The 17,608-nt window shown below is 50.7% G+C and carries 7 protein-coding genes; 5 read left to right on the top strand and 2 right to left on the bottom strand.

Features of this window, described 5'->3' with window-relative positions:
- The first annotated feature begins 4 nt into the window (after positions 1-4).
- From gyrB to drmC, 5 genes are all read left to right on the top strand, one after another.
- Positions 5-2,422 (top strand): DNA topoisomerase (ATP-hydrolyzing) subunit B, encoded by a 2,418-nt coding sequence (gene gyrB / locus J2Y39_RS15345; protein WP_024014948.1) that lies wholly within the window; start codon positions 5-7, stop codon positions 2,420-2,422.
- A gap of 534 nt (positions 2,423-2,956) precedes the next feature.
- Positions 2,957-4,207 (top strand): DNA (cytosine-5-)-methyltransferase, encoded by a 1,251-nt coding sequence (locus J2Y39_RS15340; protein ID WP_248748343.1) that lies wholly within the window; start codon positions 2,957-2,959, stop codon positions 4,205-4,207.
- The gene (gene drmA / locus J2Y39_RS15335; RefSeq protein WP_310218592.1) at positions 4,197-7,628 is read left to right on the top strand and encodes a DISARM system helicase DrmA; all 3,432 of its coding nucleotides are present in this window, start codon (positions 4,197-4,199) and stop codon (positions 7,626-7,628) included. The genes J2Y39_RS15340 and drmA overlap by 11 nt, the downstream gene beginning before the upstream one ends.
- Positions 7,629-7,633: 5 nt before the next feature.
- On the top strand, positions 7,634-9,433 hold the full coding sequence (locus J2Y39_RS15330; RefSeq protein WP_310218590.1) for a DUF1998 domain-containing protein: 1,800 nt from the start codon (positions 7,634-7,636) through the stop codon (positions 9,431-9,433).
- Between the two features lie 9 nt (positions 9,434-9,442).
- On the top strand, positions 9,443-10,261 hold the full coding sequence (drmC, locus tag J2Y39_RS15325) for a DISARM system phospholipase D-like protein DrmC (RefSeq protein WP_310218588.1): 819 nt from the start codon (positions 9,443-9,445) through the stop codon (positions 10,259-10,261).
- Positions 10,262-10,266: 5 nt separating this feature from the next.
- Here the strand turns inward: drmC and J2Y39_RS15320 are convergent, their stop codons facing one another.
- Positions 10,267-14,226 carry an Eco57I restriction-modification methylase domain-containing protein gene (locus J2Y39_RS15320; protein WP_310218586.1) on the bottom strand — a complete coding sequence of 1,320 codons (3,960 nt, stop codon included), beginning with the start codon at positions 14,224-14,226 and terminating at the stop codon, positions 10,267-10,269.
- Complete coding sequence (drmD, locus tag J2Y39_RS15315) at positions 14,226-17,294, bottom strand: DISARM system SNF2-like helicase DrmD (protein WP_310218584.1); 3,069 nt, start codon at positions 17,292-17,294, stop codon at positions 14,226-14,228. Before drmD ends, J2Y39_RS15320 begins: the two co-directional genes overlap by 1 nt.
- Positions 17,295-17,608: the final 314 nt, after the last annotated feature.

Below are 17,608 nucleotides of genomic sequence, written 5' to 3'. Positions count from 1 at the left end.
GGCATTGAGCGAAGAAAATACGTACGACTCAACGAGCATTAAAGTGCTGAAAGGCCTGGATGCCGTACGCAAACGTCCCGGTATGTACATTGGTGACACCGACGATGGCAGCGGTCTGCACCACATGGTGTTCGAGGTGGTCGACAACTCGATCGACGAAGCCCTCGCCGGCCATTGCGACGACATCAGCATCATCATTCACCCGGACGAATCCATCACCGTTAAAGACAACGGTCGTGGCATCCCGGTAGACGTGCATAAAGAGGAAGGCGTTTCCGCCGCAGAGGTCATCATGACCGTCCTCCACGCTGGCGGTAAGTTCGACGACAACTCCTACAAAGTATCCGGCGGTCTGCATGGCGTAGGTGTGTCGGTGGTGAACGCGCTGTCCGAAGAACTGGTCCTTACCGTTCGCCGCAGTGGCAAGATCTGGGAACAGACCTACGTCCACGGCGTTCCTCAGGCACCGATGGCCATCGTTGGCGACAGCGAAACCACCGGTACCCAGATCCACTTCAAGGCTTCCAGCGAAACCTTCAAGAACATTCACTTCAGCTGGGACATCCTCGCCAAGCGCATTCGTGAACTGTCCTTCCTCAACTCCGGTGTCGGCATCGTCCTCAAGGACGAGCGCAGCGGCAAGGAAGAGCTGTTCAAGTACGAAGGCGGCCTGCGTGCGTTCGTTGAATACCTGAACACCAACAAGACTGCGGTCAATCAGGTGTTCCACTTCAACATCCAGCGTGAAGACGGCATCGGCGTGGAAATCGCCCTGCAGTGGAACGACAGCTTCAACGAGAACCTGTTGTGCTTCACCAACAACATTCCGCAGCGCGACGGCGGCACTCACCTGGTGGGCTTCCGCTCGGCACTGACGCGTAACCTGAACAACTACATCGAGCAGGAAGGTCTGGCGAAGAAGCACAAAGTCGCCACCACCGGTGACGACGCTCGTGAAGGCCTGACCGCGATCATCTCGGTGAAAGTGCCGGATCCGAAGTTCAGCTCGCAGACTAAAGACAAGCTGGTGTCTTCCGAAGTGAAGACTGCAGTGGAACAGGAGATGGGCAAATACTTCTCCGACTTCCTTCTGGAGAACCCGAACGAAGCCAAGCTGGTAGTCGGCAAGATGATCGACGCCGCCCGTGCCCGTGAAGCCGCGCGCAAGGCCCGTGAGATGACCCGCCGCAAAGGCGCGCTGGACATCGCCGGTCTGCCGGGCAAGCTCGCCGACTGCCAGGAAAAAGACCCGGCGCTGTCCGAACTGTACCTGGTGGAGGGTGACTCCGCGGGCGGTTCTGCGAAGCAGGGACGTAACCGCAAGACCCAGGCGATCCTGCCGTTGAAGGGCAAGATCCTCAACGTCGAGAAAGCCCGTTTCGACAAGATGATCTCGTCCCAGGAAGTGGGCACGCTGATCACCGCGCTGGGCTGTGGCATCGGTCGCGAAGAGTACAACATCGACAAGCTGCGCTATCACAACATCATCATCATGACCGATGCTGACGTCGACGGTTCGCACATCCGTACCCTGCTGCTGACCTTCTTCTTCCGTCAGTTGCCCGAGCTGATCGAGCGTGGCTACATCTACATCGCCCAGCCACCGCTGTACAAAGTCAAAAAAGGCAAGCAAGAGCAATACATCAAAGACGACGACGCCATGGAAGAGTACATGACGCAGTCGGCCCTGGAAGATGCAAGCCTGCACCTGAACGAAGAAGCCCCGGGCATTTCCGGCGAAGCGCTGGAACGTCTGGTGAACGACTTCCGCATGGTGATGAAGACCCTCAAGCGTCTGTCGCGTCTGTACCCTCAGGAGCTGACCGAGCACTTCATCTATCTGCCGGCCGTCAGTCTGGAAACCCTGGGCGACCACGCGGCGATGCAAGAGTGGCTGGCGCAGTATGAAGTCCGTCTGCGTACCAACGAGAAGTCGGGTCTGGTCTACAAGGCCAGCCTGCGTGAGGATCGCGAACGTGGCGTCTGGCTGCCAGAGGTCGAACTGATCTCCCACGGTCTGTCGAACTACGTCACCTTCAACCGCGACTTCTTCGGCAGCAACGACTACAAAACCGTGGTCACCCTGGGCGCGCAACTGAGCACCCTGCTCGATGAAGGCGCGTACATCCAGCGTGGCGAGCGCAAGAAAGCCGTTACCGAGTTCAAGGAAGCCCTCGACTGGCTGATGGCCGAAAGCACCAAGCGCCACACCATCCAGCGCTACAAAGGTCTGGGCGAAATGAACCCGGATCAGCTGTGGGAAACCACCATGGACCCAAGCGTGCGGCGCATGCTGAAAGTCACCATCGAAGACGCCATCGGTGCAGACCAGATCTTCAACACCCTGATGGGTGATGCGGTCGAACCTCGCCGAGATTTCATCGAGAGCAACGCACTGGCGGTTTCCAACCTGGACTTCTGATCCTGTGTCGATGGGCACATTAAGTGTCGCGAGTGGGCGGGTTATTGTCGCTCTCTAATGAAAACCCCCGGCCTCGTGCCGGGGTTTTTCTATGTATTGATCTATAAATATGTCCCAATGATCGTCATTCCCTCGAATGGAAAGACCAGGGTCATCCGGCCCAGGGCGACCATGCTTAAGGTCGAGCAGATGGTGAGTTGCCAAGCCTCAGTGGGAAGATATGCGTCAGGACTTTCGTTCAAAGGGTTGGCTCAGCAACAGACGAATCGGAAATACCGCGATCCAGACACATTGGTAAATGCTTCGGAAAATGTACAAAGTCACTCAAGGGTAGTACCAGAAGCTGCTGGGCTCTAGAAGCACCGGGCCACACCTTCGCTTGGATTGCAGCGATGCTTCTCGTAGCTTCTGTAATTTGATCGGCGCGGCTTGTTAGGTTTACCGCACAGCGTAATCGGTAGCTCTCTCTCGCACCCATATCTATCAGTTTCTGTGGGGGCGAGTTGCTCGAATACAAAAAAGTGAGAATAAGGTGTGAGTAGCAAACCAACGAAAACAATGATTTCTCTCTTCAGTGGAGCAGGTGGGCTGGATCTTGGATTGAGCGCGGCCGGATTTACCAACAAATTATGTGTGGAAATCGACGAAATTGCTCAACAGACGCTTACCTTAAATCATCCAAAATGGAAAATAGCTTGTCCTGGCGATATCCACGCATTAACACCTAGCGAATTGCTAAAACAAGCAAATCTTAAGCCTAGAGAACTCACCCTCCTCGCTGGCGGGCCGCCATGCCAACCTTTCTCTAAGTCCGGATATTGGGCAACAGGGGATACAGATCGTCTGACGGATCCACGAGCTAGAACGTTAAAAGCCTATTTAGATATCGTCCGTGAAGCTCAACCGGAAGTTATTTTGCTTGAAAATGTCAAAGGCATAGCCTTCTCAGAGAAGGATGAAGGTTTACAGCTTTTGATAAATGAACTAAACAATATCAATAGAGCAAAGAAAACCAACTACAAACCTCATGTAATTACAGTGAATGCCGCTGATTATGGAGTACCTCAATCAAGGGAGCGTGTATTCATTCTTGCTAGTAGGGATGGTATGCACTTCAATCCTCCAGCGCCCACACATTTCGATCCTGAAAAATCTCAGGGTAAAGGCTTGCCCTATTTAACATCGTGGGATGCGATTGGCGACCTGGACGTTGATATTTGGCCTGATGATGTTAAACCTTCAGGAAAATGGGCTGATCTACTGCCAACAATACCCGAAGGGCAAAACTACCTGTGGCACACAGAAAAGATGGGGGGATTACCGCTGTTTGGTTGGCGAACACGGTTTTGGTCGTTTCTTCTAAAGCTAGCCAAAGATAAGCCAAGCTGGACGATTCAGGCTCAGCCTGGCCCTGCAACAGGCCCTTTTCACTGGCAAGGAAGATTGCTGTCGGTTCGTGAACTCGCCCGAATCCAAACCTTCCCAGATGACTACATGTTTGCAGGAGATCGACGTGCTGCTCACATCCAGATCGGCAATGCGGTCCCTCCGGCGATTGGGGAGCTTTTTGGATTGGAAATACGGAGTCAACTTCTTGGGGAGCGAGTTCGTAGAAAGCTAAAGCTCATTCCTGAAAAAAGGACTGACTGTCCATCACCGGAAAAGCCAAAATCGGTACCGAAAAAGTATTTGTCATTAAGTGGCGCTCACGATGCCCACCCCGGAACAGGGAAAGGTCCTGGAGCACAAAAACGCGAACAGAAGGAACACGTCCATGCCAGATAGCAGCAAACGAGAGTCGCGCTCACGAATTCTCGAAGCGCTTGAGCGTGAGTTAATGGGCCCCTCCTCTACGGATGAGGTAATCACTGAATTTCCAACCACTCGTTATGTTGTTGGACGGCTGGCACCTTTGAAGTCAGAGATTCCAGAACTGGAGCACGACCAGATTGCTGCCGGGAACGATGATGATGAAGGCGGTGAATACGAGCCTCAACCACCGCTCATTGGGGGCTTTAGCCCTTCCTCCATGGGGCTCTCATTCCTCATATCCCAAGATACTCAAACAATTAATGCCAGGGCTTCGTGGGGCGACTACAGACGCGAAAAGGATGAGTCCGAAGGTGGAACCTATTGGAAGCGTTACCAGAGGTCAGTTTCAGTAGAGACCATCCCTGTTGACACAATCGGCAAACTCAAGCCAATCGCCCTATCTAAGTCCATTGCTCCAGCCTCTATAATTATTACACCGGAAGGTTTCCGAGGGCCTGGGGAGAATGGCGATGGAGACGCTCAAGTATTCCTCGAAGGAGTCGTCCACCATATCGATGGGGCCAAAGCAATTAGTCTGTTCCTAGTTAACAGGCGACCAAAAGGTGACGATTCCGATAGGGCAAAAGATCAGCAATGGTTGATGCAGCCTAAACTAGAACTGTTTTCAGCTGAAAAAAACCCCATATTTGTAGCTAAGGATTTTGATAGGGAAATTTCACAAGATCCAGAAATTACTACGGCCAACATGCTCTATCGGGATGCGAAAGAATTTGCAACTGGCCATGGAGTAGCCGCTGGCTGGGACGGGGTGAACGCTACGCGTGATCGTGCCAGCGTCCTGTTTACCGATTTTATCCCCAACTCCGAAGTGCCAAGCTTAATCGCTCAAAGTGGAGATATTCCCGATCTGAATCTGGATATGTGGCAACTGAGCAGGTGCAGTTCCCCTACCGACGTGTTCAACGCCATCGAACCGCTGGTCTCAGCGTATGACCAATGGATTAAAGATAGAAAACAAGACGCAAAAAACGCGCCCTTTGTTTCCACACCAGAGAACCGGGATACAGCAAAAGTTCTCATAGAAGCGTGCGAAGACGCTGCTCGAAGAATGCGCGAAGGTTTAGAACTAATCAAAAATGAATCGAAGGCCTTTGAAGCATTTTTGTTTGCCAACTACGTTATGTGGGATCAGCGCATTCACGCCATTTGGGCAGGCAGAAATCGAGACAAAGGGCAAATTGTCGGAGCGCCTACTGACTTTGATATGCCAAACAACCGTACGTGGCGACCATTTCAAATGGGCTTTATTTTGCTCAATATTGCGAGCATGGTGAATAAGCCTAAAACGGGTGAAAAGATTGCATCAGATCGAAAACTTGTTGATTTGCTGTGGTTCCCAACAGGTGGCGGTAAAACGGAAGCCTATCTCGGCTTAGCAGCGTTCACATTGGCGTATCGACGTTTACGCGGCGACGTAAATGGTCTTGATTCTAGCGCCGGTGTAACCATTATCATGCGTTACACACTGCGTCTGCTGACGGTGCAGCAATTTCAACGTGCGACTGCGTTGATCTGCGCCTGTGAGTTGGTACGCAAAAGTGACCCTGGTAAGTGGGGCTACGAACCTTTCAAAATTGGCCTATGGGTCGGGAAAGCTACCACGCCCAATGACGCCAAAGCATCTGGCAAGGCGCTGGAAGATTTGGAAGAAGGCAAGAAACCACGGGACGGTAGTCCAGTACAGTTAGTTTCATGCCCCCGTTGCGGCACCTCATTGGTAACCCCACAAGGCAAGCCAGAAAACCAAACTTACGATTTCGATAACGCCAGGTTAAGAACGCTCGTTCGCTGCCCCAATCCAAAATGTGAATTTTGTGCCCGCCGTTCTAACGACCAAGGTCTACCGGTAGTAGTGGTCGATGATGAAATTTATCGCGAATGTCCATCATTGGTTATCGCCACGGTGGACAAATTTGCCCGCATGCCATTCAAGGGTGAAACGCAGGCACTGTTCGGATTGCGAGATAGATACAGCCCAACCTACGGGCACCTGACGCCAGCTCACGGCGAAAAACCCAATCAACGAGTGGTAAAAGACGATCACCCGGCACGCCGATTAGTGCCGCCAGAATTGATCATTCAGGACGAACTACATCTGATTTCTGGCCCACTCGGTACCATGGTCGGCCTATATGAAACAGCCGTTGATTTTTTAACACGCATTGAAACCGAAACAGGGGTCTCAGTTCCGGCAAAGATCATTGCTTCCACTGCCACAATACGCCGCGCTCGCGAGCAAATTCGCCAACTCTATAACCGCGATCTGGCTATCTTCCCGGCGAGTGGTTTGTCATCCAAAGATTCCTTCTTTGCCAAAGAGCAGGAAATCAAAGAGGACGACGATAAGACTGCCGGTCGATTGTATGTGGGTTTGAACGCGCCAGGCTCCAGTACCAAAACCTTGCTCGTTCGCGTATATGCAGCGCTGCTGGCGGCCGGTGAGGCGGAAATCACCCGTGACCATGAAGCGGCAGATCCCTACGCTACGGTTGTCGGCTATTTCAATAGCCTTCGCGCACTAGGTGGTGCACGCCGACTGGTTGAAGACGACATAAAAAAACGTCTTCGTTATTTAGCTCACCAAAGAGGCTTTCCTCAGCGTTATATCAATGACCCAGACGAGCTGACCAGTCGACTCGATTCTTGGCGAATTCCCGGCTTGTTAAAAAGGCTTGATAACAAATTCCCGCGCGAAAAAGACAAGCAGTACCCCGTCGATGTTCTGCTAGCCACCAACATGATTTCCGTAGGCGTGGATATCGATCGACTCGGCTTGATGGTTGTTACAGGCCAACCTAAAAGTACCTCAGAATATATCCAAGCTACCAGTCGGGTGGGCCGAAAGCATCCTGGTTTGGTGATCACGATGTACAACTGGCTTGGTACGCGTGATCTTTCTCACTACGAACATTTCCGAGCTTACCATGCGGCGCTTTATCGATACGTTGAGGCCATCAGCGTCACACCTTTTTCGTCACGAGCTTTGGATAGAGGCTTACTTGGTGCCTTTGCTGCCATGCAGCGCCTGGGTGGGCAAAACATGGCTCGTGAAGTTCAAGCCCAAAATTTTGATCCGGCTTTGCCCAGCACAGATCTGATGATCACTAATATCACCCTGCGCGCGGCAGATTTGGTGGGTAAGAAAAACGCCAAACTGGTAAATGATCGACTGATGTCGAGCCGCGATGATTGGGCGCACTACGCCGATGATCTTTTGCGCTATTCCTGGCTGAAAAGTGGTGAACGCCCCCCAAATAACTCCCGCGTATTACTTAAAACATCGGGGACGGATAACGAAGGCCAATGGACAACGCCAGGATCGTTGCGCGAAGTTGAACCCACCGCAGCATTTTATCTTAGTGACGAGGAGTAACACGAATGTCGAGCAAAAGAGCTATCGGAGACGTTCGTCCGAGTCAGGTGATTACCACTTTTGGTCCTGGTGCCATTGTGGACTTGCAAACTCTGTCGGTTATCGTCGCCGGCATTGACGGCTGGCATTTGGATGAAGAACTAGTAATTCACGAGCCGCGCTTGCAGCGAGCCCTGAAAGTAAAGCGCTTTTTTTCCGCAGAGCCGACCAGCGGCAACTATTTTACAAAACGCGGAACCGTACCAACCTTTCTGTTTCCTCGCTATCAGGTTTGCACTCATCCCGAATGCGCAACCCTTTCCGAACCTGGCGAAGAACTGGTTGAATACAACGAAAAAACGCAGGAAATGGAATGCAAGGCACCGAATTGCAAGGGCCGTGGTAAGTACCGGGCTCCCACCACTCCAGCGCCGTTTGTAGTTGCCTGTCCGAGCGGTCATATTGATGACTTTCCTTGGCGTGCGTATGTGCACCGGGACGCCGATAACAACTGTAAGAAGCGCATGCGCTTGGTGTATTCCGGCACCACAGGGTCGGTGTCTGATATCTGGGTCTATTGTGCCTGCGATGCCAAGCGCAGCGTCAGTGATGCCTTTGGTGAAAATCGCAGCCTCGCCTTGGGCGAATGTAGCCGCAAGCGTCCTTGGTTGGGTATCAAAAATAAAGACCCTCATGAATGTAAACACGCAGGCCAATTGCGTGCCATTCAACGTGGCGCCACTAACGGCTGGTTCCCCTTGGTGCGCAGTGCCTTGTCCATTAAAGAAGCCGCTACCCCCATAGGACAGGCGCTAAAAAAATGCCCACAACATCAAGTGGAAAAAATCGACTCCAAAGAAAAGCTGAAAACGCTTCTCGATATGGAAATGTTCCCTACTTTGTCAGACTTCAAGGTAGAAGATATTTGGCTGACCTTACTGAAAGAGCGGGGCGAAATTGAAACCGATGAAATCGATTTACGCCTACCGGAATGGAATGCGTTTAGAGATATCGAAGGCAGCAACCAAGGCGATCAATCCGATTTTTTCTTAGAGGCGGGAGAGGTTCCCGATCTGCAAAGCAATAAAATCGATCGAATAGTGCTTGCTAGAAAATTATTAGAAGTTCGGGCGCTCACCAGTTTTACGCGCATCGACTACGCCTCAGGTATGGATGACGACGGTATGGGCGCCTCTCGTGCGCCAATTTACAAGGAGCGGCAGGATTGGCTTCCTGCCGTCGAGGTGCGAGGCGAAGGTATTTTTATCGAATTAAAAGAAGACGCCCTGGCAAATTGGGAGGCTATACCTGCGGTAAAAAAACGGGCGGCCGCCATTGAGCAAAAATACCGAGAGTGGGCGGCCGAACGTGGTGTTGATGCGGATGATTTCCCCGGTGCGCGATACATTCTGCTGCACAGTCTGGCTCACGTATTAATGCGGCAGCTTGCTTTGGATTGTGGTTACTCCGAATCCGCAGTTCGAGAGCGTATTTACAGCAGCACCGATCCTGAACGCAGAATGGCGGGTATCTTGTTGTACACCGCTAGTGCCGATTCCGAAGGCAGTCTGGGTGGTTTGGTGGATCTAGGCAGTAAGGAGCGCTTTCCCAATTTGATTCACAGCGCCTTAGAAAACGCCAAGCGCTGCTCGTCGGACCCCCTTTGCGCAGATCACCAACCGGATGTGCATGCCACCATAAACGGTGCGGCCTGCCACGCTTGTGTCTTAGCTCCGGAAACCTCTTGTGAAGCCTTTAACCGATTTCTGGATCGCAGCTTCCTGGTGCCTACCATGGCATATAGCGATATGGCTTATTTCAAATAAGGAAAGGCCGTGCCAGATACCAAAAATAAAACTGCCTATACTCTGGCACAGAACGTGCGCGCATTAATCAATGCGGGTAGCTTTGCCGAAGTTATCGTGGCATTGGAATCGGGGGAGCTAACCTCACAATCCGGCTCTGCAAGCATTGCCAAACTGGCCGCAGGGCGGGGGACCGTTCAAAGTGCGCTATCCAGCTTGATAACTATCTGGACGTTTGAGTTCACTGCGCTCAGCAGTGCTGCATTTGCCTTGCAGCTGATAGCACTGAAAGAAGCAGTGTTACTGACTGAAAGCGAAGCCACCAAAACCGAAGTGGTGTGGACAGGGCCCAAGGTGGAGGGCTCTTATCTGCGCGCTACCCGCCAAGTGGTGCAGGATATTATTTCCGCAGCTCAATTTGAACTTTTAGTAGTTGGCTATTGGTTGGCAGGAAAAGAAGATTACGAAGGTATTATCAACGACGTCATTGAGTTAATCGCCAATGCCGTTACGCGGGGAGTGAAGGTCATAATGGTATTGGACGAGGGCGAAAAAGGTTACGGTACAAATAACCGCGATACCTTGATTGCCCTCTGGCCAAAAGGTATTGCATCACCACAGCTGCTGACTTGGAAAATACCCCCCAACGATAAACACCTGAAGCTGCACGCTAAGGTTCTGGTGGCGGATCGTCACGATGCACTGGTTACTTCCGCCAACCTGACCATGTATGCACTGGATCGCAATATGGAAATGGGTGTTAGAGCGCAAGGACAACCCAGTGAGCGGATTGCCCAGCATTTCGAACTTTTAAGGTATAAGGAAATTCTTGTACCTTATGATGTTTAGTGCGTCTATTGAAAGTGGCGTTCTTTGTTGAGAGCCAAAAGTCGAGCCAGTATTTCGTCGCGAACATCATCGGGCCAGCGATACTTCCAGGGTATATTTTTACCCTCTTCAACCTCGTACTCGGGTATGAAGTCGTAATCCAACACTAAATCATCCCATCCATAGGCCAAAAGGGTCTCTTGATCCAGCGCTGAATGAAGATCACGAAGAAAGGTGATCTTTTCGGATTGTTCATTCGGGTTATTGAATAGGTTGTATGTATCCGTTAGACCTTTGTCCAGCTCTATTAGCAGTTTCTTTCTATAGTCGTAGTATTTTTGACCAGCATCTCTGAGCGCGTCGTGTCTGGGCGATAATTCAGGGAAAGGAAATGTCTCAAAACAGTCTGAGGGAGCGTAAACTGGCCTGTCTTCTAGGGAGGAGCCAAAAAACAATGCCCACTCCTCGTGAAACCTTGAATGCATTACACAGAACTCAGCCATAGACTCCACAGCAAAGACGATTAGCTTTTGATCGTACACCATGCCGTTGGGCAAGAATGTGAACGTCCGGTACTTGCTCGTTTGAGTGGCTACCATGATGCGCTCAAGTGGTTTAATTGTTCTATAGAGCCCAGGCCGCTTTTCACAATATTGCCACCAGCGATCTCGTACTGCGGGTCGCTTTTGTTTGTCTCTGTCAGGTTTAACTTTTGCTTTAACGATCTCGTAAAGGTCAGGCCATTGCTGTGCCTGCGTCTCATCCATATCAAAGAAATCGATAATGGATCGATGGTGCTGATGGGTTGGCGAGTCGTTAACCTCAGCCCCTCCGATATAAGGAAATATCCTTTCCTGATTTTTTGGATCTATCTCTAACAGCCGATTCATTTCAGCAATAGAGCTGGCGACACCTTTAGTGTCGGTATCGTCAAAGGTGAATCCCATACCCAAAGGATAGCTACCAACAAAACTCTTGTTTGAATTAGAGGCAAGCACGTGCGGGTCTTCGCTGTCTCCTTTATCGAACAAATAAGCGGTGATTTTCTCGACTTTCTTCTGATCAAGATAAAAGGCTTGTTCAGCTTGTCCCTTGTTGATAAAAATCAAACTTACAATAACCGCTGCTTTGCCAGGCCATGGCACTCGTCGCTGAGTATTAAAGATGACGCCTCCATGATTAACAATCCATCGAAGTCCTGTACTGCGGGTATCACCTTGGCGAATAGTTTTGGTAGCAATCAATCCGAAGCTACCCTGCTTTCGGAGCAGATTAAAAGTACTGCGGAAAAAGTGTGCAACCAGGTCAGAGTTGCCATGAGACTCTTCATGCACGAGTTTTAACCAGTCGATAAAGTAGTCCCGATTGCCCTCAATGGTGGTATTTTTACCGGCAAATGGAGGGTTACCCACGAAGGCATCGAAACCACCATTCTCTCGGTGAAAGACTTCTGGAAACTCGACTTCCCAGCAAAATGGAATAATTGGCTTGTCACCGGTAGTAATCCCTTTGACAATTTTATCAATCTCCTCGGTGGCCTTCTCATCTATGCCTAACCGGTCAAGCCAATAACGATACTCCAACAGTTTGGCTTCCCGCTGTTTGGTGTTAGCACCGTTAAAGAAGGCAGCTATAGCTAGGGTCGCCTTTAATCGGATACTAGCGAGTGCTTCTTCGGCAGTTCGGTTTTCTTTTTCTTTAGAAGTGAAGTCATGATCCGGAATGGAATGAATCGCCTCCCGGTGTAGCTCGGCTTCTTCCACTTCTTGATCAGGTTGGTTGGCAAACAAGGGGCCAAAATCATCTCTGACCGGCTTCCACGTAAAGTTGCGGATTTGCTCAGATGAAAGCCCTATTAGGGAGTTGCCATGCTTGAGTGCATGATCCACAAAGGTAAATGGACGGTCGGTAGAGAGCGTGGTTAGCCAGAGGGATAGCTTGGCCATTTCCACCGCTAACCGATTCATATCCACGCCATAGATACAGCGCTCGGCCACATAGCGGCGAGCGAATACTAACCGTTCCTCGCGGGAATCCGGCATGAGGTTTTCGCTGGCGCGACCTAGCGATTGAGTGGCAAACGGCATGGTTAATATGGCGTCCGGCTGTTCGGCAGTCATACGCTCCCAGGCGTCTACCAATCGCTCCGCCAGATACCGAGTAGCCTGTACGAGAAATGCGCCAGAGCCCATTGCAGGGTCACAAACCTTAAGATTTAGGATTTCCTGCGGTGTCTTGATTAACCTGGGCTCTAAAAGTAGCCCGGGCTTACCTTCAACACTCGCATAGATCTGATGCTCTAACGTACGTCTCACCACAGGTTCGGTGAGAGTAGGGGGTGTGTAGTGAGCGCCACTGGAACGGCGATCCTGCCCGTGGGTAACATACAGTCCGCCCGGCCGGACGATGCCCAAGGGTTGCAAAAATCGTTCAACCGGTTTGGCTAGCGCCAGTAGCTCTGCATCATCAGTCCCGATGTTAACCAGAGTCTGTCGATCTTCGTTTCGTGCCAGCACTTTTTTGATTGTGCCAGCAGTTTTACTGGTGTGCCGGGCAATGGCCTTGATCAGTGCCTCTTGTTCCAAACCTGCAAATTCATTTGCATTTACAGGTTCCGGTTCGACAATTTTGTGCCCGCCCTGCAACAGCAAAAGGGTTTGATTAGCAGGCGCTCTGGCTACGCGTCGATCGAGAAGGCCTTCATACATATGACCGATCTGTTCTACTGCCAGTGTCCGGTAACTCACCAGCTGGCGGACGCCGTCAACCTTGGCATATTTGAGGCTACGCAAAATATCACGTATCACAACATCCCTAACCTTTGGCGGTTCCGGTATATCGCTCGGCCAGGTACCGCCCTTCTTCCTTCCATCCAGTAATTGGTATCGATTTGGGTCGAACAGCTGCCCTCCATGGGCGGCAATTCGAATGTCGGGGTCGACACTGCCGTCATGCAAGAGACGCGAACTTGCTAGCAGGCGGGCATAAGCTGCGTAGGAGTATTTGAGTTTTTCTGGGGCTAGCCGGCGGGTTTCTTCTAGTTCAGTTAACAGGTGCAGCACGCCATAGGCTCTGTCGTAAGTGACATTGCCGTGCGGCAGCAAGCCGTTCTCTTCAGCATAGAGGGTGAACAGTAGTCGCATGATAAAAGCGACACTGGACTCAAACATCTCAGCTTCGCTATACCCGTGAAGGTAGTCGCCGCTGAGTTCGGCATCGACTCTATCGAACTCGTGCACCAGAATCTGCAATGCCTCGCGTACCTGATTGCCTAATTGGTCGGCTACGTCCAATTGTCGCTGACGGCTCTGCTTGATCAGTTCGAGAATGACCTGATTCCGAGGCCCAGCAAAAAAGCGCGATTCACCCAACAGATCCTTGAAGGCCGCCAAGGTTAACGGGTCGTCATTCCACGTTTGCGCCGTCCAGGTCATCCAGGAAGTGGTTTCTGAAGGTGTTGCAACGACTAAACGCCAAGCCTCGCCATTAGTTAACAGTCCGAGTTCCACACCGGCTTCTCGCAACAATCGTTCAAACTTAGTGGTGGGCGATGCCTTCCAGCGGCCTTTCTCTTGCTGCCAAGGTTTATCTAACGACTGCTCACGCGGCACTTCAAGCACTAGCATGATGGCGTTTTCTTCATCCAACAGGACGCGACTCGGGCGCAGAACTTCCTGCTGCTCATGCAAATTTACTACTTTGTCGAAGGGAATCGCTGCACCGACTTGCCAGTAGTTTTTGTCTTTCAGGCCTAGAAAATCTTCGAGAATAAAACTAATCCAGGCCGGCTGACCGTTGCCCTCCACCATGCCTTTGGGCAGGCTCCATATCTCACGCTGCTTTCGGAAAGCTGCGACCTCTGCCTTATCGAGTGATCTGAAGTTGCCGGCGTCGGCTAACACTGGCTCGCTTAATACCACTCCCGTAATTTCTACGCTGGAAAGCCAGCGATGCTGTCGGCTTGCTACGCGTTTATTCGTGGCCATCAGCTACCCACCTTAGGAAGGATGACCTCTAGGGCAACTGGGTACATTCTTTGGTCTGTCACTTTATATAAATCTCTTTGGCGTTTTGGCTCGATCTCACGCTCCTGTTGAAGCTGTTCGAGCCTACGCTGAAGAGCAAGAAAATCCTGCTCGCGCTGCGCTTGTTCTTCATCATCGAAAGCAAATTGCATCTGCATATCCGCAGAACGCTTTTGCCAGTTCTGTATGGCATTTCTGATGGCCGCAATACGCTCGGTGGCCAGACTTTTAGCATGCTTGCGCGCAACCTCGCCCCGAGCAGTAAGGGTCAGAATCAATAGTTTGGCTTGATCATCGGCACTAATGGAAAGCTGCTTAGTGATCGCCGGAACATGAGGCGAAATTAGTTCCTGCACGCTAGCGATGCCACCGGTGAAGACCTTAGCATCTTCAGGCCGAGTGACATCCCGCTCTATAACTACACCATTTTGGATCGACATCTGGCAGCGGATTAAGCCTTCGTGCAGGCGATTATGCTCTGGCCCCAGCAAAACTAGTCGACCCCAAGCAATAATGGCAGGGGTCGTAATCAGGCTCGACTCTGAGATTGAAACTCTGTTGAGGCGGATACGGGAGGATTGCTTTCCCCACATCTGGATTCGGAACGCGGAAACTGCCCTTCTCATTAACGGATGATCAAGATGGACGATACCCACGGCATCGTCTTCTCTAGCTCTATTACGATTAAAGGAAAGGCGCTTTTGCAGATAATCTGTACTGACATAGACTTTGCATTCAGTCCAAGCGGTTGGAATCCGCGTTAAAATGAATTCGTCATCATTCAGCTCCCGAACGGACTCATTACAGCCTTCCAAGTATATAGCCTGCTTTAATAACGCAAGCTGGTTGCTATCGGATATATCAAGCGCACTTCTTGCTCTATTCAGGGCCTGAACTATTTGCGCAACACTTTCATTTTCGCGAGCCTCGATGGCTATTTCTTCTCGCGCTAGCCGCAAACGCGTATCATCGTCGATAGTAGCAAGACTGACAGCCTGACCGAGTGCCTTTTTCCTGACGCTGTCTGCGATTAAAGCACCAACACTGCCAAGGTCACCTCGGATAACTTCAACTTTATCGACGATATGCTTGAGAAACTCAGAGTCTTCTTGGTTTTTATAAACAAAATGATGAATGCGCACTTCATCCGCTTTCTGACCGTGACGGTCAATACGGCCGTTACGCTGCTCTAACCGAATAGGGTTCCACGGGATTTCGTAGTGAATAAGATTGCGACAATGTTTCTGAAAATCCGCCCCTTCGGATGCAGCATCTGTGGCCAGCAAAATACGTACAGTAGTTTCACTATTAGATGCTTGAAACTCATCATTGATTTTTTTACGATCAATATCGCTCATGCCGCCAACAATGGTTCTTGTCGCTTCAAGGAAACCATTTTTTTCTAGGATGCGTTCCAGATAGTTGAGCGTGTGTTTGTATTCAGTAAAAATAATTACACGCTGGCCATTCCATTGATCCCCATACCGCAAATTAAGGTTGATCCATGCTATTAAAGCTGCTGCTTTGCTATCTTCCTGTATCGAAAAGTGGGAAACCTGATGATCGACAATCTCAAACATGCCTTGAAGCATGCCTTTTTCAGCATCCGTTAACTCATTGATTAGTTGAGATGCGGCATTGGTAGCGGCTTCCAGGTTGTCCTCTTTGTCTTCATCATCGCTCCAATCTTCTGACTCTTTTTGCTCGAAGCTATTGAACAGAGATTCCCCGATACCAAGCGCTCCCTTAACACCAGCATTTGTCGTATGAACAATGAGGCTCTCTCGAAACGCCAAGGGAGAGGACAACGCTCGCTTTTTCAAAAGCGTGAGAATGAATTGAAGAGGCCGTTCTGAGCGCTTATCGACCGAGGCCAAACGGCTATTGGTATACGCTTTGAGCAGATTAAAAAGCTTCTGCTCATCCCCATTCTGCATGACGTAGAGTTGCGGATCACAAGTTTCGTTGCGTGGGAGTATGATCCTTCTGGGGAAACGCGGTGTCCCATCTGGATTGGAGATCTCTTGCTTTAAACGGCGAATGGTAACGGCGGAAAGCTGAGCTTTATCTAGGTCAGTGCCGCGTGAGAAACGAAGATTGTCCAGTATCTCCAATAAACCGGTGAAGCTCTCACGGTAGCCGTTATGGGGGGTGGCAGTAAGAAACATCTTGTGCTCGAACTGTTCAGAAATAGAACGCAGAAGTGATGTGCGTTCAGAGTCACGTATGTATTGCTTTTTACCTGATGGGGCTGCGTTGTGGGCTTCGTCTAGAACTAGCAAATCCCAAGGGCGGTTGTTAGGCCTCTCATCAAGTCTGCGCCTGGTACACTCATCGAACAATCGACGTGGGTGTTCGGTTTTTAGGTAATCAATTGAGGTCACAAGTCTGGGAAAGCTTGCCCACGGATTAATGCTAGGGCCGTACTCTTTTCTCATTTTAAGTACGGCGTCTCGGTCAATCATTTTAAATTCAAGGCCAAACTTCTCAGCCATCTCATCGACCCATTTGATCTTCAGGTGAGCTGGACAGACGATCAAGACCCGGCTGGCCCTGTGGCTATGAATGAGTTCTTGCATAACCAAACCAGCTTCAATGGTCTTACCCAGTCCTACATCATCGGCCAGCAAGAGGCGCACCCGAGGCATGTTGATGGCCCGCATCACAGGTGCGAGCTGATACTCCTCCATCTGTACACCACCACGAAACGGAGCTTGGAGTGTGTCTCCAATGGCCAACGAACTGGCTCCCCATTGCATAGACCTGATGAACGCATCAAAAAGTTCGGGTTCATCGTGGGCAGTGATACTGGGAAGAGAGGTGGACTCAATTATGGATGGGGCAATTTCCCGCTCCCAGATAACCTGGATACTCTCTCCAAGAGCATCATCGCTCAGACATTCTAGTGCGACTCTATGGATGGTCTGATTTGGCTGTGTTTTTGTTTTATTGACCGCTGTGACCGACCATATTTTGTGGCGCAGCTTCACAATCTGTCCCTGCTCCGGCGCCGCACCTAACTCTGGCATATTGTTATCCGTGCCCTTTAATACATGATTATTCTTGATTACATCTTTGACTTTTCAGAATCGGTGCAACGGTGCCCATTTACTAATGTTTGTAGCTTTTGCCTTCCCTGCTCAGCAATCAAATCGTCCGAACCACATGACAATACAGCGTTGATTTTAAATGGATGTCAGCTCTATTACGATGAGTTTGTGCTGTAGTTATCGATGTGAAGCGCGGGGAATATGAAAACCTCCCAACCAATCCTACCCGCACGTCACCCTAAACTCCCGCCCCGCTCTTGATCAACGCGACCAGCGCGTCCTGCTCCCCCCGC

This window comes from Pseudomonas sp. 2957, from assembly GCF_031456345.1.
Classification (GTDB): domain Bacteria; phylum Pseudomonadota; class Gammaproteobacteria; order Pseudomonadales; family Pseudomonadaceae; genus Aquipseudomonas; species Aquipseudomonas siliginis.
Note: the sequence above shows the minus strand (reverse complement) of the source record. Positions and strands in the feature narration are given on the sequence as shown.